This is a genomic window from Luteolibacter sp. SL250 (assembly GCF_026625605.1).
In the GTDB taxonomy this organism is placed as follows: Bacteria; Verrucomicrobiota; Verrucomicrobiia; order Verrucomicrobiales; family Akkermansiaceae; genus Luteolibacter.
Genome location: NZ_CP113054.1, coordinates 899443 through 921117, shown reverse-complemented (window position 1 = coordinate 921117; position 21675 = coordinate 899443). Strand labels below are relative to the sequence as shown.

Annotated in this window: 18 protein-coding genes and 1 pseudogene; 10 read left to right on the top strand and 9 right to left on the bottom strand. The window is 63.1% G+C overall.

What is annotated here, in order from left to right; genetic code table 11:
* Positions 1 to 113 precede the first annotated feature (113 nt).
* The 7 genes from OVA24_RS04110 (at position 114) to OVA24_RS04080 (ending at position 7778) form a co-directional block, all read left to right on the top strand.
* Positions 114 to 407: a hypothetical protein gene (locus OVA24_RS04110; protein WP_267673773.1), complete on the top strand. Its 294-nt coding sequence runs from the start codon at positions 114 to 116 to the stop codon at positions 405 to 407.
* A gap of 455 nt (positions 408 to 862) precedes the next feature.
* Positions 863 to 1519, top strand: a complete 657-nt coding sequence (locus tag OVA24_RS04105) for a hypothetical protein (protein ID WP_267673772.1) — start codon at positions 863 to 865, stop codon at positions 1517 to 1519.
* A 9-nt stretch (positions 1520 to 1528) separates the two neighbouring features.
* On the top strand, positions 1529 to 3901 hold the full coding sequence (locus OVA24_RS04100; RefSeq protein ID WP_267673771.1) for an MMPL family transporter: 2373 nt from the start codon (positions 1529 to 1531) through the stop codon (positions 3899 to 3901).
* A complete protein-coding gene (gene chrA / locus OVA24_RS04095) occupies positions 3898 to 5214 on the top strand; it encodes a chromate efflux transporter (RefSeq protein WP_267673769.1) in 1317 nt (438 codons plus the stop codon). The genes OVA24_RS04100 and chrA overlap by 4 nt, the downstream gene beginning before the upstream one ends.
* Positions 5215 to 5218: 4 nt before the next feature.
* Positions 5219 to 6145, top strand: a complete 927-nt coding sequence (locus OVA24_RS04090) for a family 43 glycosylhydrolase (RefSeq protein WP_267673767.1) — start codon at positions 5219 to 5221, stop codon at positions 6143 to 6145.
* A gap of 68 nt (positions 6146 to 6213) precedes the next feature.
* Positions 6214 to 6942: a Niemann-Pick C type protein family gene (locus tag OVA24_RS04085; protein ID WP_267673765.1), complete on the top strand. Its 729-nt coding sequence runs from the start codon at positions 6214 to 6216 to the stop codon at positions 6940 to 6942.
* Positions 6943 to 6959: 17 nt separating this feature from the next.
* Positions 6960 to 7778 carry a hypothetical protein gene (locus OVA24_RS04080; protein ID WP_267673763.1) on the top strand — a complete coding sequence of 273 codons (819 nt, stop codon included), beginning with the start codon at positions 6960 to 6962 and terminating at the stop codon, positions 7776 to 7778.
* A gap of 211 nt (positions 7779 to 7989) precedes the next feature.
* On the opposite strand, the gene OVA24_RS04075 is transcribed toward OVA24_RS04080, so the two are convergent.
* The 3 genes from OVA24_RS04075 to OVA24_RS04065 are packed head-to-tail and all read right to left on the bottom strand — an operon-like array spanning position 7990 to position 12326.
* Positions 7990 to 9210 (bottom strand): efflux RND transporter periplasmic adaptor subunit, encoded by a 1221-nt coding sequence (locus tag OVA24_RS04075; protein ID WP_267673761.1) that lies wholly within the window; start codon positions 9208 to 9210, stop codon positions 7990 to 7992.
* 14 nt (positions 9211 to 9224) lie between these two features.
* A complete protein-coding gene (locus tag OVA24_RS04070; RefSeq protein WP_267673759.1) occupies positions 9225 to 11588 on the bottom strand; it encodes an ABC transporter permease in 2364 nt (787 codons plus the stop codon).
* A 6-nt stretch (positions 11589 to 11594) separates the two neighbouring features.
* Positions 11595 to 12326: an ABC transporter ATP-binding protein gene (locus OVA24_RS04065; protein ID WP_267673757.1), complete on the bottom strand. Its 732-nt coding sequence runs from the start codon at positions 12324 to 12326 to the stop codon at positions 11595 to 11597.
* A gap of 122 nt (positions 12327 to 12448) precedes the next feature.
* Between OVA24_RS04065 and OVA24_RS04060 the strand changes: the two genes are divergently transcribed.
* Both OVA24_RS04060 and OVA24_RS04055 read left to right on the top strand, forming a co-directional pair.
* Entirely contained in the window at positions 12449 to 12637 is a 189-nt protein-coding gene (locus OVA24_RS04060) for a hypothetical protein (RefSeq protein WP_267673755.1), read from the top strand.
* Between the two features lie 68 nt (positions 12638 to 12705).
* Positions 12706 to 15402 (top strand): ATP-dependent DNA ligase, encoded by a 2697-nt coding sequence (locus tag OVA24_RS04055; protein ID WP_267673753.1) that lies wholly within the window; start codon positions 12706 to 12708, stop codon positions 15400 to 15402.
* A gap of 77 nt (positions 15403 to 15479) precedes the next feature.
* Here the strand turns inward: OVA24_RS04055 and OVA24_RS04050 are convergent, their stop codons facing one another.
* From OVA24_RS04050 to OVA24_RS04025, 6 genes and pseudogenes are all read right to left on the bottom strand, one after another.
* Positions 15480 to 15977 carry a hypothetical protein gene (locus OVA24_RS04050; protein ID WP_267673751.1) on the bottom strand — a complete coding sequence of 166 codons (498 nt, stop codon included), beginning with the start codon at positions 15975 to 15977 and terminating at the stop codon, positions 15480 to 15482.
* A gap of 25 nt (positions 15978 to 16002) precedes the next feature.
* Positions 16003 to 17583: a monocarboxylic acid transporter gene (locus OVA24_RS04045; RefSeq protein WP_267673749.1), complete on the bottom strand. Its 1581-nt coding sequence runs from the start codon at positions 17581 to 17583 to the stop codon at positions 16003 to 16005.
* A 13-nt stretch (positions 17584 to 17596) separates the two neighbouring features.
* The gene (locus OVA24_RS04040; protein WP_267673747.1) at positions 17597 to 17914 is read right to left on the bottom strand and encodes a DUF485 domain-containing protein; all 318 of its coding nucleotides are present in this window, start codon (positions 17912 to 17914) and stop codon (positions 17597 to 17599) included.
* Positions 17915 to 18621: 707 nt separating this feature from the next.
* Positions 18622 to 18741: pseudogene (locus OVA24_RS21365) on the bottom strand (DNA-3-methyladenine glycosylase I); the annotation flags it as partial.
* A gap of 320 nt (positions 18742 to 19061) precedes the next feature.
* Complete coding sequence (locus OVA24_RS04030; protein ID WP_267673746.1) at positions 19062 to 19268, bottom strand: hypothetical protein; 207 nt, start codon at positions 19266 to 19268, stop codon at positions 19062 to 19064.
* Positions 19269 to 19325: 57 nt separating this feature from the next.
* The gene (locus OVA24_RS04025; protein WP_267673744.1) at positions 19326 to 19904 is read right to left on the bottom strand and encodes a DNA-3-methyladenine glycosylase I; all 579 of its coding nucleotides are present in this window, start codon (positions 19902 to 19904) and stop codon (positions 19326 to 19328) included.
* 143 nt (positions 19905 to 20047) lie between these two features.
* Here OVA24_RS04025 and OVA24_RS04020 point away from each other — a divergent pair, with 143 nt between their 5' ends.
* The gene (locus OVA24_RS04020; RefSeq protein WP_267673742.1) at positions 20048 to 21625 is read left to right on the top strand and encodes a glycine--tRNA ligase; all 1578 of its coding nucleotides are present in this window, start codon (positions 20048 to 20050) and stop codon (positions 21623 to 21625) included.
* Positions 21626 to 21675: the final 50 nt, after the last annotated feature.

Below are 21675 nucleotides of genomic sequence, written 5' to 3'. Positions count from 1 at the left end.
CGTCCTAGGTCCGATGGTGCTGCTAACAAATCCATGGGAGAAAGAGTCAGCCACACACGAAAGCCGTCTGTCCAACGGTTCCCACCCATCACCCGTTTCCAGAAACCACACACATGTCCGGAAAAACCAAAGAAACCCGGTTCGCCCCGATGCTGGTCCCCCCACCGAAGAGCAAGATCCGCCGCCCCATTTCGGGGATTCCCGGCGAATTCGTTTCGCTGAACCAACTGATCCACTCACTGGACAACAACCGGAGGCTTTACTTCCTCTACCGACAGGCGGCGCAAACGGGTGCCACCGGGGCACGACTCCGCTTCCAGAGGTTGGTCCGCTCGCTCGGACAGTCGGAACTGCGCGAGATCGAGCACTCCTTCAAGACCCAACGCCCGATGCAGCGGACGGCTTGACGGAACCGCCGCCATCCAAAAAAGGCTCCCAACCGGCCGTGCCGGACGGATCGAAAAGCGGGCAACACAACCCGGTATCAACGCCTTCCGCCCTCCCCAAGACGAAGGCCAGCGCCACATTCTCCGTGGCATGTCGTACCGGGGTGTTCGATCGCAGGTTGAAGACATCCGCCTTCAGTCGGAGAGACTGGGGATCAGCCGCCCACCAATGAAAGATCTTCTCCCTCCTGAGTCGGAGAGCGGGAGACGGAGGGCAAACTTGGTCACCAACGCTTCCGCCGACGGTGCCACGGGGCCGGTCTCACCCACCCTCCGTGCCCGATCGATCGCATTCCTTGGAGAAAACATCGTGGGGACCGTCACGGAACCGTCACGGCTGACAAGGACAAACTCCGGCATGGAAGGCCAGAAGCTGCTTGCCTGAACCGCCCTGTTTCCACAGAGTTCCGTCAGAAATGTACCGCTCCGCGCTGACAGCCCCGCTTTTCGGTTTCCTGCTTGCCGCCACCACGGTCTCGCATGCCGCGAGTTTCAGCGGCTCCTTTGCGGCGGTGTATCCGGCTGAATACGGATCCTCCGGAGCTCTCACCATCGCAGGAAGTGGAGTTTCCCTCATTGGCAGCGGAGTGGTGAGCGGGGGCACCTTGAGCGTCGTCAGATCGAGCAGCGGAACCCTGACGCTTTCCGAAGGGACTCTGGCCGTCACTGGCAACAACGTCCTTTCCACCGGCTCCCTTTCCGGCTTCAGCGATTCCCTGGGAAGTCTCACTTCCTATTCCGGGAGTTTCCTCGTGCTTCTTGGGAATTCCCCGGCCACGGATCAGGAGACATGGAGCCTCGTCTCCTCTACGGGCGGCACCTTCGGCGACAACCCTTTGCTCATCGAGAACGAGGCGGGGTTGTGGTCCATCTCCTTCACCGATCCCAATTTCCTTTCGAGCGGATCGCTCTCCCTGATCACATATCAGGGCATCAACTACGATATCACCGGTTGGACGCCTGTCCCGGAACCCTCCGGCGGGATGCTCGCCATCGCGGGGGGAACTTTGCTGCTGACCGGACGCAGGCGGTCCCGAGGAACCGCATTGCCGGATGGGGCGCGGTCCGCTTGAGTTCGGCGCATGCTCCGCCGTCTGGCACTGCCGATCCTGCTTGTCGTTTCGATCCTCGTGGCGACCGCGGGGCTGATGCGGCTCCGGTTTGACACGGACATCCTTTCGATGCTGCCGGGAAACCTGCCCGAGGTGAAAGGGCTGAAGGTTTTCCACGAGGCGTTCTCCCGGAACAACGAGCTGGTGGTGCTCATCGAGGGCGGCGAAGAGGACGAGGGCCTGCTCGGAGAAGCGGCGAAGTCGCTGGGCGAACATCTGGAGGAAAAGGGCGTGGCGAAACGGGCGCGCTGGCAGCCGCTGTGGATGAGCGAGCCGGAAGGCCTGTCCGAGCTGCTGGCCTACCTGTGGCTCAATGGCGATCCGGCGGCGGTGGAGGCGCAGGCGGCAAAGCTTTCCCCGGAGTCTTCGCAGGCAACGATCAAGACCTCCCTGGACGATATCGCCACGGCGATGGAGGGCATGGACATGGTGATGAAATCCCATGATCCGCTGGGATTCCTCCGCCATCCGTCGGTCGCTGCGTTGACTTCCTCCGGCGAAGGGGGCGAGGCGTTCGAGAGCGAGGACGGCCGCGCCCACCTGTTGTTCGTGGAAGCTCCGCAGGCCATCGACGGCTACCGCAGCGCGGAGGCCTGGCTGATCAAGGTGAAAGCGGAGGTGGCGGCCTGGCAGAAAGCGGACGGGGGGAATCTGAAGCTCCGCTATACGGGAGAACCGGCGTTTTCCTCCGAGATCGGCCGGGCGATGGAGACGGACCTGAGCGGCTCCATCGCGATCACGCTGGGCCTCATCGGCCTTCTGTTCTGGTGGATGCAGCGGCGGCTGAGCCTGCTGCTGGGGCTGACGGTGATCCTGACGCTGGTCTTCGCGGTCGCACTGGGCGTGGCGGGATGGATGTACGGAAAGCTCAGCATCATCGCGCTGAGTTCGGCGGAAATCCTCATCGGCCTGGCAGTGGACTACGGACTGGTGATCTGCCAGGAAGCGAAAGTCACGGGGCACAAGGTGAAGCCACTGCGCGAAGCGAGCGGCAGGCCGGTGCTGTTCGGCGCGGTGACCACGGCGATTGTCTTTTCCGCGCTCAACCTCGGCGGTTTTCCCGGGATGGCGCAGCTCGGCTCGATCGTGGCGGTGGGTCTCGTTGCCGCGGCCATCCTGATGCTGGTGCTCTATCTGCCGTTCGTGGCGAAGTTCGGCGTGGACCGCGCTCCCGCGGTGGGAAGCGGCAGGCTGCTGCCGCGCTCGAAGGCGGCATGGTCGATCACGGCGGTGCTGGCCGTAGCGTCATTCACCGTGTTGTTCGTGATGGGGCTGCCGGGCATCGACTTCGACTCGAAGATCATGCGCCCGCGCAACAGCCAGGCAATGGAGGCCTTCGACCGTCTCCAGAAGGCATTCCCCGGCTGGAACAGCCAGACCATGGGCCTGGTGGTGGAGGCAGAAAGCGATGGCGAAATGCAGGCGCGGCTGGCGGAAGCGCACCGCCGGGTGGACGAGGCGAAGCAGGCCGGACTGGTGTCCGGGGTGAAGCTGCCGGATGGCTGGTGGCCGGATGCGGCGACCCAGGAGAAAAACCGGGCGCGGATTTCCGCGATGGCACAGGACCGGGAGCGGCTTCTGGCGGAAGCGGATGCCGCGGGATTCTCCGAAGAGGGCCTGGCGCTGGGACGCGGGGTGCTGGAGGCGATGGCAAAGCAATCCACCATCTCCGGAGTCGCCTTCCCCCAACTGGAATCCGCCCGGGAGGTGATGCGGTTGTTCCTGAACCGCGACGACAAGGGTGGCGGCTATGTGCTCGGCTCCGTGACCTCCGGTCCCGGCGTCGAGCCTGCGGCGAAGGACTACCCGGCGTTCAGCAAGCTGGCGGGTGACGGCATCTGGCTGAGCAGTTGGTCGCTGTTCAAGCCGGCGATCTCCAAACTGGTGGACGAGGACATGACCCGCATGCTGCTGCCGATGGGTATCCTCCTCGTCGGGATGATGGTCCTGATCTTCCGCCGGGCGGGCGACGTGCTGCTGGCCCTGTTCGCGATGGCTTTCAGCACGCTGATGCTGCTTGCCATCATGAAAATCACCGGCCTGCGGTGGAACTTCGTGAACCTGATGGCCACACCACTGCTGCTCGGCACGGGCATCGACTACGCCATCCACGTGACCCTCACGCTGCGGCGCACGGGCGGCTGTTTCAAGGAGCTGTGGAACGGGACGAGCAAGGCGCTGCTGTTCTGCGGCGCGTCGAATGTCATCGGCTTCGGCTCGCTCATCACCTCATCGAGCGAGGCGCTGGTGAGCCTGGGTTATGTCGCGGTGATCGGCATCACGCTGAGCATGGCGGTGTCCATCTTCCTGCTGCCGGGCTGGAAAACACGGCGGATCCCATGAAGGAGCAGACCGCCCGCGCCGCGCCGTCATTCCGGGATGCCCTGCGGTTCTGGTGGAAGCTCGGCTGGATCAGCTTCGGCGGACCGGCGGGGCAAATCTCCATCATGCACAAGGAGATCGTCGAGCGGCGTCGCTGGATGACGGAAGACCATTTCCTGCACGCTCTGAATTTCTGCATGCTGCTGCCCGGTCCGGAGGCCCAGCAACTGGCAACCTACCTGGGATGGCGGCTGCATGGGGCGAAAGGCGGAATCGCGGCGGGCGTCCTGTTCGTCCTCCCATCCGTCTTCATCCTGTTCGCCCTGAGCTGGCTCTACATGGCCGGCGGCGGAGTGGCATGGGTGGAGGGAATGTTCTACGGGCTGATCCCCGCCGTCATCGCCATCGTCGCCGGGGCGGTGAAACGGATCGGCTCAAAGGTGCTGAAAACACCGGGGCTTTGGCTGGTTACGGTGGCGGCGTTCACCGCCATCTTCGTGTTCAAGGTTTCCTTCGTCATCATCCTGGCGGTGGCGGCGCTCATCGGCCTGATCGGAGGGAAATTCATGCGGGAGCGTCAAACCGCAGCGGAATCCGCAATGGAGGAGGCTCCTCCGGAAGAGGCCGCCGTGGCTCTGCCTCCGGCCCCGAAGGGTAGCGTCGGGCGGACGGTGGCCATCAGCGTCGTCTGCCTCGCGCTGTGGTGGCTGCCGTTGCTGGCGGTGGGTGCATGGCTCGGCTGGGGAGGCGTGCATTTCAAGGAGGGCCTGTTTTTCAGCAAGGCGGCGCTGGTCACCTTCGGCGGCGCGTATGCGGTGCTGCCCTACGTCTCCCAGATGACGGTGGATCACTACGGCTGGCTGAGCCAGCGGCAGATGATGGCCGGGCTGGGCCTGGCGGAGACGACGCCCGGCCCGCTGATCATGGTGTTGCAGTTCGTGGGCTTCGTCGCGGCGTGGCAGCATCCGCCGGAAGGATGGAGCTCCCTGGCCGCCGCGACCCTGGGCGCGGGAATCACCACCTGGGTGACCTTCGTCCCCTGCTTCCTGTTCGTTTTTCTGGGAGCCCCCCATGTGGAGACGCTCCGCAACCGCCCCCGCATCTCCTCGATGATGACGGTCATGACCGCCGCCGTCGTCGGGGTGATCCTGAATCTGGCGGTCTGGTTCACCTGGCACTCCCTGTGGCCGGGGGGTGGAGCTTTCGATGTCTTCGCGGCGGTGGTCGCCATGGCATCATGGTTGGCGCTGGAGCGGTTCAATACCGGAGTGATCCCCACATTGGCCGCGTGCGCGGGGCTTGGCATCCTCTACCGGCTGGCCGTAGGATCGTGACCGAATGATCCAGGCTCTATCGATTTCTTTCCTGCTCAGCCTCACGGGCCTGGGCAGTCCGCTGCCCGCCGGGGCGGATCCCCACGTCATCCGCGTGGGGGAAACCTACTGGATGTATCCCACCGAGTCGGGTGCTCCCGAGCCCCTCTTCGCCGCCTACCGGTCCACGGATCTGAAGGAATGGAAGCGGGAAGCCGTCATCCTGAAGCTGTCGGACCTGCCGTGGGTGAAGGAAGACCCCGCCCCCAGAAGGCTGGCATGGGCACCGTCGATGCTGGAGAAGAACGGCCGCTATTATTTCTATTACTCGGTGGGACCACAGAGCGCCCAATTCCCCAGCCACATCGGCGTCGCAACGGGAGACTCCCCCACCGGCCCGTTCCGCGACAGTGGCGGCGCGCTGCTGACCGGCGGAAATGGCTTCGAAGCGATCGACCCGATGGCGTTCACCGATCCGGTAAACGGAAAGACCTACCTCTACACGGGTGGCAGCGACGGGGCCAGGCTCCGGATCTTCGAACTGGAGGACGAGCCGGTGAAGATACGGCGGGAGGTCCCGACCACCACCCCGCCGCATTTCACCGAGGGATCCTTCATGCACCGCCGCGGGGACACCTACTACCTCTCCTACAGCAACGGCCGGTGGAACCGCGATGAATACTCCGTCCACTATGCGACCGCTCCCTCCCCTGTGGGACCGTGGAAATACCGGGGGATGATCCTTTCCAAGGACGAGGAACGGCAGGGACCGGGCCACCATTCCTTCGTGGAATCTCCTGACGGCGAATGGTTCATCGTCTATCACCGCTGGGAAACGAAAGAGCGGCCGGGGCCTTACCGGGGCCGCAGGCAGATCGCCGTGGAAAAGATCCAATACGATGAAAAGGGCCTGATCCTGCCGGTGGTGATGACCGGTCCGGCCGGAGATTGAGCAAAGTCCCGCTCATCTTGAACAATCCCCCGCGAGCGCGGCTGGCGCGGGCGGGGTAGGATGGCGGCATGTTCTGCTCATGGAAGACCAGCCCCGCCGCGCCCTGCAGTTGCGCCTACCGTCTCCACAGCCCGGTTGACGAGCTGCTGAACCACCTCTGTTCCCTGGGGAAAGGAACGCTCATCCTGCGCCGGCCCGGCCTCAGTCTGGCGAAAGCCACGCGCTTCGGCCTCCACATCCGCAGCCGCTCCCATGACTGGAGCGTCCTCCACGACGCCATCAGCGGGCTGGAGACGGATCTCGCCCCGCCCCAGCACGCCTACCTGCTGAGGGAATTCCCGGACCAGTGCCCGCTGTTCGCGATGGGGCCTCCGGGAAAACCCATCGAGTTCACCGTCCGGCTGGATGGCCATGACTGGAACTCCCCGGCGGTCAGGGACATGCTTGCCCGCTTCGGTGGTGTCCCGCTCGATTGCGTGGAGAGCCACCGCCTGGGGGCGGGGGCCTGGTTGGACGAGTGGGAACAGGGCAAGCCCCCCTCACCCTCCTGCCTGGACACCATGGTCCACGAAACGAGCGGCGCGCTCCAGGCCTGCCGCCTGCTGGAGGTGGAGATCCGGACGAGCACGCAACGCAGCGAAGTCTGCTTCAGCCCGTCCTTCGTCGATGTGGAGGGATCCGTACTCCGCATCGCCGACCGCAGCCGGAGCCACATCGTCTATGCGGATGTGAACGCCGCCGAGTTCCGCCTCGCTCCCGCTGGCGCCCACTGCCTGCGCCTCTGCCACACCGCCTGAAATTCTTCATCCGATCCATGAATTCCCTCACCTCACACCGCTACCACCGCATCGAGGAATCCCCGGCGACCGTGCTCGCCGGACTCAGCAACATCACTCCGCTCTACCTCCACGCACGCAACTGGATGGCGGAAATGGCGGTCGTCACCGCCCTGTCCGACTCATTCCAGAGCGACGACGGATGGTTTTCCTTTCCCGAACAAGGGATGAACCTTTCGCTCGATGCGATGCAACACATGCACTGCGTGGCGATCAACCACCACGCACGGCCTTCGCTGGCGCTCGAAATCGCCACCCACGGCGAGCCGCGTGCCGTTTCCTTCGCCGCGATCCCCTCGCTCAGCGACCTGGGCGCCTTCCGGCATGCGCTGGACCATCATCCCTCCCAGCCCCTCACCTCCGGCCAATACCATGACTGGCGGACATCCCACCTGATCCGGCCCACCGCATGCTCGTGCTGCGCGGGCGCCGCGGAAGCCCGGCGCAAGGATCCCGGCAACAGTCCGCTGGCCCGCATCCTGGCCCACAGCATCCGTGAGGGGCACCAGCTTCACTGCCGCCTGCATTCACCATCCTTCCACTTCGCATTGAGCCTCACCCCGGCGGATCTGGTTCTGAACAAAGGCCACATCACCATCACCGGCGACGACTGCGCCAGCATGGTGGAGATCGACCCCGGCCTGTGCCACTCCCTCATGCTCCACCGCAAGGAGATCGATGCGGAGCCGATGACGGTGCTGCGGGTCTACAACTCGCTCGGTGTTCCGGAACTGGTGATCGAGACGCCCGGCTACGAAGCCCACGACCGGTGGCTGGAATTCTGCCGCGCTTCGTGAGTGAGGAGCGCGGACTTCAGTCCGCTTGGATTCGCAAGCCCCGGCGATTTCCAATCGCCATCATTGGAAGCAGTGAATCCGCGGTGATCCCTTTCCCGGTTTGGCAGGTGACGACAGCTGATTGCACTGATTTACCGAGAGGTGGCTCAGTCCTATATCCCGGTCAATCTGCTGTTGCAAAGATGCGGACTGAAGTCCGCGCTCCGTTGCCTCACTTCCCGTTGGTGACTTTCACTCCGTCGGCCACCTTGTCCGGAGGATGGAGGATGACGGTCTTGCCCGCTTCCAGGCCTCCGAGGATCTGGGCGGAGACGCCGTTGTTCTGGCCGATGGTCACCTTGGTCTCGCGGGCGATGCCGTTTTCCTCGGTGAATGTCATCCACTGGTTGCCTTTCCGGTAAAGCGCCCCGGTGGGGATCTGGAGGACGTCGTCCCCTTTCCAGGTGACGATGCGCGCCTCCACCCGGTAGCGGTCGCCGAAGGTGTGGCCGGCGGGGACGGGATCGAGGAAATCGACACGCACCTTCACCCGCTGCTCCTCCACACCGAGGGATGAGACTTTCGTGAACCCGCCGGGTTCCACGACGCTGACCTTTCCGCGCAGCGGGGTGCCGCCGCCCCATTGCTCGATGGAAACGTCCGACCCGGGAGCGATCCCGACGGCATCGCTGGAAAGCAGCTCGATCTCCGCCTCCAGGTCCTGGACATCCCCCACCTCCATGATGGGCAGGCCGGGCGTGACCGGGCGCTCGCTTTCCTCATAGACGTTGAGCACGAACCCATCGACAGGAGCCAGCACCTCGATGGGCTTTGCCTGGTCCGCCGATGGAGCCTGCGCCTGGAGCAGGGCGGCGCGGGCGACCTCCACATCGGAAGCGGCGGCGCGCAGAGCGAATTCCGCGGCATTGCGCTCGCGCTTCCTGACCTGGGCCTCGGCGGCGGCGATGTCGTAGTCCTGATCGGCGGCGGCACCGGACTGGCGGAGTTTCTCCTGCCGGTCGAGCTGCTTGTCGGCGAGGTCCATGGCGGCGGTGGCGCGGTCGAGATCCGCCTGTCGGGTTTCGCGGATGGCCTCGGACGCCTTGATGCGGGCTTCCGCCTCCGCCTTCGTGCGGGGGTCGAGGAAGTTCGAGGTGGATGCCTGGATCACGGCAAGCACGGTCTTTCCGCGGACGATGGGCGCTCCCGCGCGCAGTTCCACCCGGCGGAGGTAGCCCGCGACCGGCGGGGAGATGACATGGCGGTGGCGGATGCGCGTCTTGCCCTCCTCCACCACGGAAACGGTGAGCGGCCCGCGCTTCGCTTCCGCGGTGTCCACGACCAGCGGCTTCGGCTTCAGGCCGTAGATCACCGCGGCAACCAGAAGGAGGACGATCAACCAGGGAACCAGCTTGCGGATGGGGCCGCCTTTTTTTGATTTGGTGGATTTCATGGAAAAGGGGTGGTTCAGTCGCGGGCCTTCAGCACGCCGATGAGGTCGAGGTTCCTGATCCTGCGGCTGACGATGGCAAAGGAAAAGGTCGATGAAGCGAGCACGATGAGGACGGCGGTGGTGAAGGTGCGTGAGGTGAGGACCAGCGGCATGCGTACCGTTTCCGTACTGACACCCACGACCAGAAGGTTGGCAAGGCCGCTGCCGAAAAGAAGGCCGGCGGGGATGGCCGCGAGGGTGAGCATGGCCAGCTCCCCGATGAGCACACCCGCCACCTCCCGGTGGGTGAAGCCCACGACGCGCAGCGTGGCGAGATCCCTCCCCCGCTCCGACAGGGCGATGCGCGCGCCGTTGTAGACAACGCCGAAGGAGACGATGACCGAGAAGCCGAAGTAGATGAGCTGGATGCTGTCCATCATCTCGCCGGTGGATTTCCGGAAGCTTTCGCGGGCGGTCTGGGTGATGGAGAGGGAGGCGATGACCGGAGTCTCCCGGATCCTCTCAAGGAACAGATCCCAACTGGCGGAATCCACGGAGACATGCGCCCCGCTGACGGTTGGTCCCTCCTTCATTTCCCGGCGCAGGGCGTCGATGTCCATGTAGGCGGCGACACCGGCGTAGTCCGTGATGGTGCCGCCGATGGGGATCTCCAGGGTGGGCCTCCTGCCCTCCTGCACCTCCAGCCGGACGATGTCCCCCGGCACCACGCCAAGGATCTCCGCCAGCTTTGCGGAAACGAGGAGGCCGCCGGGAGGCAGCGCGACGGGCCGCCCCTTGTCATCCAACTGGCGGTTCAACCGAGGGTCCAGCGTGATGCCATTGATGCTGACGCGGCGCTCCCTGTGCCCGAAAATCATCCGGGCGGGAACCGCGCGGAACGGCTCGATGTCCATGACGCCGGGAAGGTGGCGCATGGCGTTGAGCGAGTGCGCGGAACCCGCCTCCACCAGGCCCAGCGTGGCCGTCTGGCGCTGGACGTGGGACCACTGGAAATCCATCAGGTAGGCGATGCCATCCCGCATGGCTCCCGGCACGATGGGGATGGCGGTGGCCAGTGCCAGACCCAGCGCGGTGAAGAGGGACTGGAAGGGTTTCCGCTCGATGTTGCGCAGGGCCATCCGGAACGACGGGGAGAAGAGATGGGCGAGGCCCAGCCGCTCGATGACGGTCGGTTTGAACTCCGTGGGTGGCTCCGGGCGCATGGCCTCCGCAGGGGCGAGCTTCACCGCCAGCCTCACCGCTCCGGACACGCCCAGAGCGACCGCACCGGTACTGATCACGAGCGAAATGGAAATGGCCCGCCAATCCGGCAGCAGTTCCAGCAACGGGAAGCGGAAGAACATGTGGTAGAGGTTCACCACGTTGGTCGCGAGGATCAGCCCGAGAACCCCGCCGAAGAACGTGGCGGTCGCCACGATGACCAGCGCGAACTTCATGTAGTGCCAGCCGACCGCCGCGGAGGAGTAGCCGAAGGCCTTCAACTGCGCGATCTGCTCCCGCTGGAGCTTCACCAGACGGGAAATCGCGGCGCTGGTCATGAACGCGGCGATGCCGAGGAAGATGGCGGGGAACACGACGGCGAACCCGCGGAGGATGCGCAGCTCGTCATCCAGCCGGAGGGCGGACGCATGGTCCTTCCTGCCATAGGCGATGAGGCCGCCATAGGGTTTCAGCAACCGGTCGATGTCCGCCATGACCGCGCGCTGGGAGGCACCCGGCGCGAGATCCACCGCCACATGGTTGAACGCGCCATCCAGGTCCAACGCGATGGAGAGGTCCCGCTCGCTCATCCAGAAGACGCCGAAGCGCTTGTTGTCCGGCATGGTGTCACCGGGCCGGGACTCGAAGACATACTCCGGGGAAAGCACGACGCCGGTGATCCACAGCCGCTCGCGCAGCCCGCGGATGGTCGCATCGATATAGTCTCCCGGACCGAAGCCGTGGGCCTCCGCGAACGCCTCACCGATGACGATTTCATTCTTCGCTCCGGGACGCGGCAACCGGCCGGAACGGATGAACAGGAGGTTGAGCGTCTGCGGCCGGTCGTCCGGCAGCGAATGGATGGTGCCGTCCGCAGGCTCTTTCATGCCGGGGATCTCCAGCACCGCGCTGCCTTTCACGCTGGTCTCCACGGCGGCGACACCGGAGATTTCGGCCAGCCTCGGGCGCAGGGAGTTCGGCGCGCGTTTCAGATCCGAGAAAACCTCAGCGAAGCGATGGTCCGCGTAGTACTGCGAGCGGGTGACATCCAGGGAGTGGATCAGGCTGCGGGCCATGATCATGACCGCCAGCCCGCACGCCATCACCAGCGCCACGGCGATCATCTGGCCCTTCATGGAGCCCAGGTCGCGGACCAGTTTTTTGTCGAGCGGGTGCATCGGGGATCACCAATCGAGGCTGGCGACGGGGTTCCGTTTCTCGTTGCGGTCGATCCGGGTGATGTTGCCGTCGGAGAAATGGATGACACGGTCCGCCATGCCGGCGATGACCGCGTTGTGCGTGATGATGACCGCGAGCGTGCCGAGATCCCGGTTCACCCGCTCGATGGCCTCCAGCACGGTCACACCGGTCTTCACATCCAGCGCGCCGGTCGGTTCATCGCAGAGCAGGACTTCCGGCTTTTTCGCGATGGCGCGGGCGATGGCCACCCGCTGCTGCTGCCCCCCGGAAAGCTGGGACGGGAAATGATCCATGCGGTCACCCAGACCCACCATGTCAAGCGCCTCCTCCGGCTCCATGGGGTCGCGGGAGATCTCCGTGATAAGCGCGACGTTCTCCCGCGAGGTGAGGCTGGGGATGAGGTTGTAGAACTGGAAGATGAATCCTGCCGCATCCCGGCGGAAATTCGTCAGCGCCTTCTCGTCGGCGTTCGCAAGGTCCTGGCCGCGATAACGGAGGGACCCTTCCGTAGGGGTGTCCAGCCCGCCAAGGATGTTCAGGAGGGTGGATTTACCGCTACCGGACGGCCCCAGCAGCACCACCAGTTCCCCCTCATACAGTTCCAGATCCACTCCTGCCAGTGCGACCACCTCGATCTCACCCGGATACACTTTCGTGATCCCACGGGCCACGAACAGGGGTTCGGTATCGCGCGGGGCAGCCGGTTCGTCAGGCACGTCCCAATGAGTCTCCGGAACCTCCGGCGGTCAAACCCGAAGTGGTCCGGAGGAAGCAGGTTGCGGACCCATTGGAGAAAATTTAACTTTCCCGAAATTTCTTCGCGCGTAAATTCATCCCCATGAGATTTGCCTGCGCCCTGCTGTTCGCCGCCGCATTGAGTTCGTGCAACACCACCATCGGTGTGGGCCGCGACATCAAGGAAGGCTTCATCTGGTCGAAAAACAAGATCCAGGAGAAGCGTGCCCAGAGCCAGCAGCAGCAGGATTACGGTGGCTATCAGGACGACGGTGGCGCACCGGTCTATTGAGGTTGAACCAGTCCGGTTGACGTTTTCGTCGTGGCGGGTTCCACTTTCCTCAGTAGTATATATTCAATTTGATCGAAGTTCGTTTCAACCGCGGCATTTTCCTGCCGGATCTGGACCTATGGCTGGATCCCTGGGACGCGAAGCCGCGTGCCTTTGTTTCCCACGCGCACGCGGACCACTTCGCCCGGCATGAATCCGCGATCTGCTCCGACGTGACCGCACATCTGGTGCGGAGGCGGTTCCATCTGGCGGAAAACCGGCTGGTGGCAACGCCCTTCCACGTGCCGATCATCGAAAACGGCTACCGCCTGCGGCTGCTGCCGGCGGGCCATATCGCGGGCTCCGCGATGCTCCATGTCACCCGGATCAAGGACAACGCGAGCCTCCTTTACACGGGGGACTTCAAAACGCGGCGCGGACGGACGGCGGAGCCGGTGAATTTCATCAACGCGGACACGCTCATCATGGAGACGACCTTCGGCCTGCCGATGTTCGAGTTCCCCAATCCGATGGAGATCGAATCGTCGATCCTGCGTTTCGTGAACGACGCGTTCACGGATGGGGAGACGCCGGTGCTGCTGGGATATTCCCTGGGCAAGGCCCAGGAGGCGTTGGCGTTGCTGGCCGAACACCAGATCCCTGTGATGCTGCACCCCAGCGTGGCGGAAATGACCTCCGCCTGCCGGGATGCGGGCGTGGATCTGCCGGAACCGGTCATTTTTGAAGGCAGCATACCGGCCGGGATGGCACTGATCGCCCCACCGAATGCGGTCCGCTCACGCGCGCTGCGCGGCCTGAAGGCGAAACGGGTGGCGATGCTGAGCGGCTGGGCGATGCAACCGGGCGCGAAATACCGCTACCGTGTGGATGAGGCCATCCCCCTGTCCGACCATGCCGACCACCCGGGGCTGATGGAGTGCATCCAGCGGGTGCGTCCGAAGCGGGTGCTGACGGTACACGGCTACGCGCTGGAGTTCGCCGCCGAGCTGCGGGCAAAGCGGATCGACGCGTGGAGCGCGACCGGCAATGACCAACTGGAGCTTTCCATGGGCGAGGCATCCCGGCGCCTGACCACCTCCTCCACCCCGCGCTACAACCGGGTGATCTGCACCTTGGCGGACTTCAGCGACCTCTGCCGCCTGGTGGGTGAAACCAGCAGCCGTGTGGCGAAGGTGAAGTTCCTGGCCTCCTATCTGGCAGGATTGGAAAGCGACCATGACCTGCGGCTGGCGGCATTCTGGCTCACGGGCGAGGCCCTGCCCCGGCGCAGCGGGCGCCGCCCCCTGCACGCGGGCTCGTCCACCATCCGGCGGGCGCTGGTCTCCATCCCCGGCACGCGGGAGGAGCGCTACCGCGAGATCTCTTTGGCACAGAATGACGCCGCCCGCACCGCCCGGTTGGTGCTGCAGGAACTGCCACTGAAACCGGAGCCGCTGGACCTCCCCGGACTGGAGAAATTTTTCCTCTCACTCGCTGGGGCGGAGGGTTCGCTCGACCGAATCGACAAACTGGCCTCCCGGCTGGCGGCGCTGCACCCCATGGAGGGAGAGACGGTGGTCAAGCTGCTGACCGGCGACCTGAGGATCGGCCTCAAGGAAGGTCTGGTGGAGGACGCCATCGCGCTCGCGTTCAAGACGGACCCGGCGGACGTGCGGCATGCGAACATGCTGACGGGCAACATCGGCGAGACGGCCGTGCTCGCCCGTTACCAGCAACTGGACGAGGCGACGCTGAAACCGATGGTGCCGGTGAAATGCATGCTGGCCGCCCCGCTCGAAAGGGATGGGGACAGCGACCTACCCCTGTTCGACCAACTTCCATTTCCATCCCCGGTCTGGCTGGAACCGAAGTACGACGGAATCCGCGCGCAGCTCCACAAGTCGGGCCATGAAGTTGCACTCTTTTCACGTGATCTCCGCCCCCTCAACGACGAGTTCCCCGAGCTGATCTCTGCCGCCATGCGGCTGGAAGGGGACTTCGTCCTCGATGGCGAACTCATCGCCTACGCGGAGGGGCGCAAGCTGGGCTTCGCCGACCTGCAGAAGCGGCTCGGCCGCACCACGGCCAGTGCGGATCTTTTCCTGACGGATGCGGACCATGATCTTTCGGTGCCGCTGCGCTTCGTGGCGTTCGACGTGCTGTGGCTGAACGGGGCCGATCTGCTTTCCAACTCCCTGACAGAACGCCGCGCCCACCTCAACCATCTCAATCTCACCGGCCCTTTCGAGACCATCCCCGTCCACATGGCGGCGGATGCGGGCGAGATCGAGGCCCGGTTCAAGCAGGCGCTGCAGGAAGGCCACGAAGGATTGATCGCGAAGGATCCCGATGATCCCTACTCCCCCGGCCGTCGCGGGAAATCATGGATCAAGCTGAAGGGCGTGATGCCGACGCTGGACTGCGTGGTGGTCGCCGCGGAGCAGGGGCATGGAAAGCGCTCTGACGTGCTGTCCGACTACACCTTCGCCGTGAGGGATGAGGAAAGCGGCGAGCTGAAGGTGCTGGGCAAGGCCTACTCCGGCCTGACAGACGACGAGATCGAGGACCTGACGGAACACTTCAAGCGCCACACGCTGCAGACGGAACGGCGCAAGCGGTTGGTGGAGCCGAACCTGATCCTGGAGATCGCCTTCGACGCGATCCGGACCTCCCCGCGCCATGACTCCGGGCTGGCACTGCGGTTCCCGCGCATCAAATCCATCCGGCGGGACAAGACGTTGGATGAGATCGACACGCTGCAATCGGCGCGGGCGCTGGTCGGTTAGACCGGGCCGGGTTCATCCCACCCGGCGGCGGCGGACTCCGAGAGCCGTCGCACCGAGAAGCACCAGAACCGAGGAAGCTACGCTGCGGTATTTCGATAAATCTCGATTTCACTGGAGATCCCCACCACAAACCATTTCCCATCCCGGGAAAGCGCAACTCCTTTAAGATCTTCCTCATCAGAACAGATCTCCTCATCAATGCCTTCTCTCGTTATGAGCGCCCTCCAAGCATATTCATTCCGCTCAACACGACATTTCAACATTCCGTTGGCAGCCTCCTCGTATGCAACACCGCCGTGTAAACCGACGATATCGAAAGTTTCATTCTGAAGAGGACCAATACCTTCACAACGATTGTCGTCCGGTGAGTACCAAGCCCGCCCCGCCCAATCTTCATAATCTCTCGCAATACGTTCACCGGATTCGAGCTTAAACAAGCCACGACCGCTGTGCGACACTGCGAGAAGGTAATGGTTGGCGCGATCAAACCCGATTGCGACCAAACCTCCCATCACAATCGACTTATGGTGTATCCATGACATTTTGTAATATGAAATAAAAAAAGCGGCGATCACCTGACCGCCGCTTCTTTCTCAAAGATCAGTGATCTGTGGCTTTCTCCGCTCCGAGGCCGGTGTGGGCGCGGACGCTGAACTCCGCGAACTTCGCTTCGCTCTCCGGTTCCTTGCTGATGAGGCTGCCGATGATCGCCGCGATGAAGCCGATCGGGATGCTGACGATGCCCGGGTTGTTGAGCGGGAAGATCGCGTCCATGCCCATCAGGTTCTTCATCACGCTCGGGCTGAGGACGATGAGGATGATGCTGCTGGAAAGCCCGGCCATGAGGCCCCAGACGGCGCCGCTGGTGTTGAACTTCTTCCAGAAGATGGTGAGGACGATGGCCGGAAGGTTCGCCGAAGCGGCCACCGCGAACGCGAGGCCGACGAGGAACGCCACGTTGATCTCCTTCAGCAGGATCGCGAGGATGATCGACATGGCGCCGACGACGAACGCGGCGATCCGGGCGACCTTGACCTCCTTGTCCTGGGACACCTCCTTGCCGTGCTTGAGCACGTTCGAGTAGAAGTCGTGGGCGAAGGAGGTGCTGGCGCTGATGGTCAGACCGGCGACCACCGCCAGGATGGTGGCGAAGGCAACGGCCGAGATGAAGGCGAAGAAGATGTTTCCGCCCAGCACGTGCGCCAGCTCGGGAGCGGACATGTTCTCATTGAATCCGAGGATCTCCTGCGGGCGGAGCAGCGTCAGCGCGCCGAAGCCGAGGAAGGTGGTGAGGATGTAGAAAATGCCGATGATGATCATCGCCCAGACGACCGAGACACGGGCGGTCTTCGCGTCCGGCACGGTGTAGAAGCGGACCAGCACGTGCGGCAGGCCGGCGGTGCCGAGCACCAGGGCGAGACCGAGCGAGATGAGGTCGAGCGGACCCCACTTGCTGATGTCCATGCCGAACTTCATCCCCGGATCGAGGAAGTTCTTGGTCACTTCCACGCCGGTTTTCGCGTCGGTATATTTGTGGGAGGCGACGGCGTCGAAGAAGGCGGGGAAGCTGAAGTTGAACTTCTGCATGACCAACACGCTGAGCAGGATGGTGGCCCCCATGAGCAGCACCGCCTTGATGATCTGCACCCAGGTGGTGCCGTGCATGCCACCGAAGATCACATAGACGATCATCAGGACGCCGACTCCGGCGATGGCGACGTTCTGTGAGATCCAGGGATAGTCCTCCTTCAGCAGCATGTTCACCAGCAGGCCGGCGCCGCTCATCTGCGCCACCATGTAGAAGGTGGAGACGGTCAGCGTGCTGACGGAGGCGGCCGCGCGGACCGGACGGGCTTTCAGCCGGTAGGCCAGCAGGTCCGCCATGGTGTACTTGCCCGCGTTCCGCAGCGGCTCCGCCACGACGAACAGCACCGTGAGGTAGGCGACGAGGAAGCCGACGGAATACATGAAGCCGTCGTAGCCGAAGAAGGCGATCATCCCGGAAATCCCCAGGAAAGACGCGGCCGACATGTAGTCACCGGCCACGGCGAGGCCGTTCTGCCAGCCTTTGATGGAGCGTCCGGCGGCGAAGTAGGCGCTGGAGCCGGTATTCTTTTTCGCACTCCAGACGGTGATGCCGAGCGTGGCGATCACGAAGGCGAGGAACATTGCGATGGTCATGGGCGGAAAGGGATCAGTGGGTTTCGTGTTTGATGATCTCCGCCGCGGCGCGGTCGAAGGTGGCGGCTTTCCGCATGTAGACCCATGCCATGCCCCAGGCCATGAAGAACTGGGAGAGGGCGAAGAGGTAGGCCACGTTGATCTTGCCGAAGACCGGCTGCTTCATCAGTTCGAGGTGCCAGCCCACGAAGTAGAGGAGCGCGAAGTAGTAGACGAGGAAGAAGATGCAGCAGGGGATGGTGAATCTTTTCTTCGCCGCCAGGAGCTCCTGGAACTCCGGCTTGCGGGACAGGGCCTCCCAATCGGGCCGGGTGGATGGGTTGTTTGCCATGGGGTATCCCCACCGACTAACAGCCCGGCCGGACCGTGTCAAACAACGGACTTCCGGAGGCACGGGTTATTTGGGGGATGTCAGGGGTCGGGCGCCTAGGGAACGCCAGTTTCGAGCATCCACTTGTCAGTCGCGGTTTCCGGCTGCGGGTCGCGCATCGAGGATTGGATTATTCGCTTCCTTGGTCCTCCAAAAGCCGAGGCGAAAAATCTCGTTGGAAGCGTAAAGAACAAAATTGGGGCCAGCACTCGAATAGTCCCATCCATTGTTGATCGCCTCACGAATGCACCACTCCACCTCATGACGGGTGACCGTGGGATAATACCGGAGTTCTCCGAAATCAGTCACAGGCCACACCGACCTATCCTTCTGTATAAGCCCCTCCACAATCATCTTGCTCGCATTGTGGTTCTCACTCTGAACGGTGATATTGAGTGAGCCGATAGACCCCTTCGCTCTCGGGCGTCGTCGACACCTTGTGTCGAAATGGATTGTTTCCGACAACCACTCGCCGCGATTTGTGCTTTGAGATCATTCTTTGCCAAACGTCAGGGATCAATCTCCGTCGGAGGTTTACCTCCTACTCTCAGCAGTTTTTCCTATATTTCATGAGCTGCCCGTGAATGCAACAAACAGAATAGAACCTTCATCAAGAACCCAAAGTTCCACCCCGCCGCAGGATACGTTACTCCCGGGGATCTCTTTTTCCGGAAGCAATCCACCGTATGGTCCTCCACCATCCCCACCTCCTGCATGAAGGCATACATGGTGATGGAGCCACCGAAGTTAAAGCCCGCCTTCCGAACGGCCTTCAAGATTGCGTCGGATCCATGGTCTTTGCCGGAAGATCCCCGTCATTGACGATGACTCCCGTAGTTTGGATTTCGGCTGTTGTGCCTCACTGCCGTGACTCTGACGGTCGTGCTGAAGACCCGGAATAAGAAGTGATACGGAAATCGGCTGAGATTCCCACGACGGCGGCCACTCGGATCGAAATGGTGGCGGGATGGGAACTCGCGGGCGTATTCCAATGCCTCCGTGAGTTCGATCCAGAAATCGTCAGCGAGGATCCGGGAAATTCCCTGATAATAGGCGAGTATCTCCCGGACCTCCGCAGGAACATCGGGATGGTAGGAGAGCGACCTCATCAACGACCGACCGCCGTTAAAAATTCCGCGTGATTCAGGGCAGTTACCTGACCTGAATCCAATTCGGCCTCCCGGCGATCAACTTCATCATCATCCGGCCCCAAAGGACACGACGAGAACGACGAGAGAAGGTGGGCGACCAATCCGGCACGATCCTCGTTGCTCAGCTCGTCAGCAGCCTTCTGAACTTCGAAAAGCGTTGCCATGGGGGGAATTCTACACTGCTGGTGATAGGTTTCAATCTATTAGCGGAACTCAAGACCTCATCCCCGAGAGATCTCCTTTTTTCGGAAGCAACCCACTGTGTGATCCTCCACCATCCCAACTGCCTGCATGAACGCGTGCATGGTGGTGGAGCCGACGAAGTTGAAGCCGGCCTTCCTCAGTGCCTTTGAGAGCGCGTCGGACTCAGGGGTCTTCGTTTGGAAATCCGCCATCATCTTGAAGCGGCTGCGGCGGGTCTTGCCGCCGACGAAGCTCCAGAGAAACTCCACCGGGTTCTCCAGTTTCAGCCAGGCCTGGGCGTTCGCGCGGATGGCGAAGATCTTCCCGCGGTGGCGGATGATGCCCGGGTCCAGCACCAGTTTCTCAAGCTGGGCGTCCGTCATCTTCGCCACCTTCACCGGGTCGAAGTGGTGGAAGACCTTCCGGTAGTGCTCCCGCTTCTGGAGGATGGTCCACCAGGAGAGTCCGGCCTGCATGCCCTCCAGGCAGATCATTTCAAAAAGCAGCCGGGGATCGCGCGTCGGCACGCCCCATTCCTCGTCATGATACTGCGTGTATAACGGACGATCCGCGGGGAGCCATGGGCAGCGGCATTTTCCATCGGGGAAATCATTCATAGCCCGAAAATAGTGTTCATCAGAACTCTTTCCGCAAGTGGATTCGGCGGAATGACGGCATTTCCGCCACACCCCCTCCGAATCACGTCTTGCCCCCCGTTCCCCCGCCTGCTTCCATCCGCGCTCCCAACCCGCGTACCTTTATGGCCAACAAAGACAACACCGACCCCGCCCGCATGGAAAAAATCGTGTCGCTCTGCAAGCGCCGCGGATTCATCTTCCAGGCTGGCGAGCTTTACGGCGGCCTCAACGGCGTGTGGGACTACGGTCCGCTCGGCGCGGAACTGAAGCGCAACCTGAAGGACTTCTGGTGGCGCAAGACCGTGCAGGAGCGCGATGACGTGCTGGGCATGGATGGCTCCATCCTGACCATGGAACAGGTGCTCGTCGCCTCCGGCCACGTCGGTGGCTTCTCCGACCCGATGTCCGACTGCCTCCTTTCCAAGGCCCGCCTCCGCGCGGACCAGATCCCCGCCCAGGACGGCACCGCCGTCTGGTTCAGCGGCGCGAAGCACCCGGCCTCCAACTGGAGCGTGCAGCGCGAGTTCGCCGTACTCATCGCCCCCGGCAAGGAAGTCGGCGAGGCGCACAAGACCGCCCGCAAGTACTACGCCGAATTCAACCCGGACAAGAAGATCTCCCCGAAGGAACTGGAGCTGGACGAGGTGCGCCGTGAGGAACTCACCGGCACCACCCGCTTCAATCCGGAGAACGGCTCCCTCCTCACGGAGCCACGCCAGTTCAACCTGATGCTGCAGACGAACTTCGGCGCGACGGGCGAGCAGATCGCCTACCTCCGCCCGGAGACCGCCCAGTCGATCTTCGTGCAATACAAGAACGTGCTGGATTCCAACCGGGTGAAGCTGCCGTTCGGCATCGCCCAGGTCGGCAAGTCGTTCCGCAACGAGATCAACCCACGCAACTTCACCTTCCGCTCCCGCGAGTTCGAGCAGATGGAGATCGAGTATTTCTGCCATCCGGACGACGGCCTGCGCCTGACCGACGAGTGGCTGGAAACCCGCCTTTCCTTCTACGAAGAGATCGGCATCCCGCGCGCGAAACTCCATATCAACGACATCCCGGATGGCGAGCGCGCCTTCTACTCGAAGAAGACCTACGACATCGAATACGAATTCCCCTTCGGCGTGCAGGAGCTGGAAGGCGTGGCCTACCGCACCGACTATGACCTGGGTGTTCACCAGAAGTCCGCGGGCAAGCCGCTGCTCTACTTCGACGAGGAGACGAAGGAAAAGTTCCTCCCGCACGTGGTGGAGCCGTCCGCCGGTTGCGACCGCACCGTGCTGGCCCTCATCTGTGAAGCCTTCGACGAGGAGACGCTCACCGATGAAAAGGGCAAGGAGGACGTCCGCACCGTGCTGCGCTTCAAGCCGTCCATGGCTCCGGTGAAGGTCGGCATTTTCCCGCTTCTCAAGAAGAACGAGGAACAGGTCCGCATCGCCCGGGAGATCCAGAAGTCCCTCCAGAAGTGGTTCCCCGTCTCCTACGACGATGGTGGTGCCGTCGGCCGCCGCTACCGCCGCCAGGACGAGGTCGGCACGCCATTCTGCGTGACCGTCGATTTCGAAACCATCGGCCAGGGAGAAGGCGAAGGCGCCGAGGCGCTGAAAGGCACCGTCACCATCCGTCACCGTGACTCCATGGAGCAGGAGCGCATCGCCATCGACGCGCTGCTTCCATGGTTGCTGGAGCGCGTCCGCTGAGACCGCCCGGTAACACCCCTCAAAAGAAAACGCGGATCCGGCAACCGGGT

Bases quoted from the DNA above. Each gene is read 5' to 3' on its own strand.
- OVA24_RS04110 (WP_267673773.1), top strand. From the start codon at position 114: ATGTCCGGAAAAACCAAAGAAACCCGGTTCGCCCCGATGCTGGTCCCC.
- OVA24_RS04105 (WP_267673772.1), top strand. From the start codon at position 863: ATGTACCGCTCCGCGCTGACAGCCCCGCTTTTCGGTTTCCTGCTTGCC.
- OVA24_RS04100 (WP_267673771.1), top strand. From the start codon at position 1,529: ATGCTCCGCCGTCTGGCACTGCCGATCCTGCTTGTCGTTTCGATCCTC.
- chrA (WP_267673769.1), top strand. From the start codon at position 3,898: ATGAAGGAGCAGACCGCCCGCGCCGCGCCGTCATTCCGGGATGCCCTG.
- OVA24_RS04090 (WP_267673767.1), top strand. From the start codon at position 5,219: ATGATCCAGGCTCTATCGATTTCTTTCCTGCTCAGCCTCACGGGCCTG.
- OVA24_RS04085 (WP_267673765.1), top strand. From the start codon at position 6,214: ATGTTCTGCTCATGGAAGACCAGCCCCGCCGCGCCCTGCAGTTGCGCC.
- OVA24_RS04080 (WP_267673763.1), top strand. From the start codon at position 6,960: ATGAATTCCCTCACCTCACACCGCTACCACCGCATCGAGGAATCCCCG.
- OVA24_RS04075 (WP_267673761.1), bottom strand. From the start codon at position 9,210: ATGAAATCCACCAAATCAAAAAAAGGCGGCCCCATCCGCAAGCTGGTT.
- OVA24_RS04070 (WP_267673759.1), bottom strand. From the start codon at position 11,588: ATGCACCCGCTCGACAAAAAACTGGTCCGCGACCTGGGCTCCATGAAG.
- OVA24_RS04060 (WP_267673755.1), top strand. From the start codon at position 12,449: ATGAGATTTGCCTGCGCCCTGCTGTTCGCCGCCGCATTGAGTTCGTGC.
- OVA24_RS04045 (WP_267673749.1), bottom strand. From the start codon at position 17,583: ATGACCATCGCAATGTTCCTCGCCTTCGTGATCGCCACGCTCGGCATC.
- OVA24_RS04040 (WP_267673747.1), bottom strand. From the start codon at position 17,914: ATGGCAAACAACCCATCCACCCGGCCCGATTGGGAGGCCCTGTCCCGC.
- OVA24_RS04030 (WP_267673746.1), bottom strand. From the start codon at position 19,268: ATGGCAACGCTTTTCGAAGTTCAGAAGGCTGCTGACGAGCTGAGCAAC.
- OVA24_RS04025 (WP_267673744.1), bottom strand. From the start codon at position 19,904: ATGAATGATTTCCCCGATGGAAAATGCCGCTGCCCATGGCTCCCCGCG.
- OVA24_RS04020 (WP_267673742.1), top strand. From the start codon at position 20,048: ATGGCCAACAAAGACAACACCGACCCCGCCCGCATGGAAAAAATCGTG.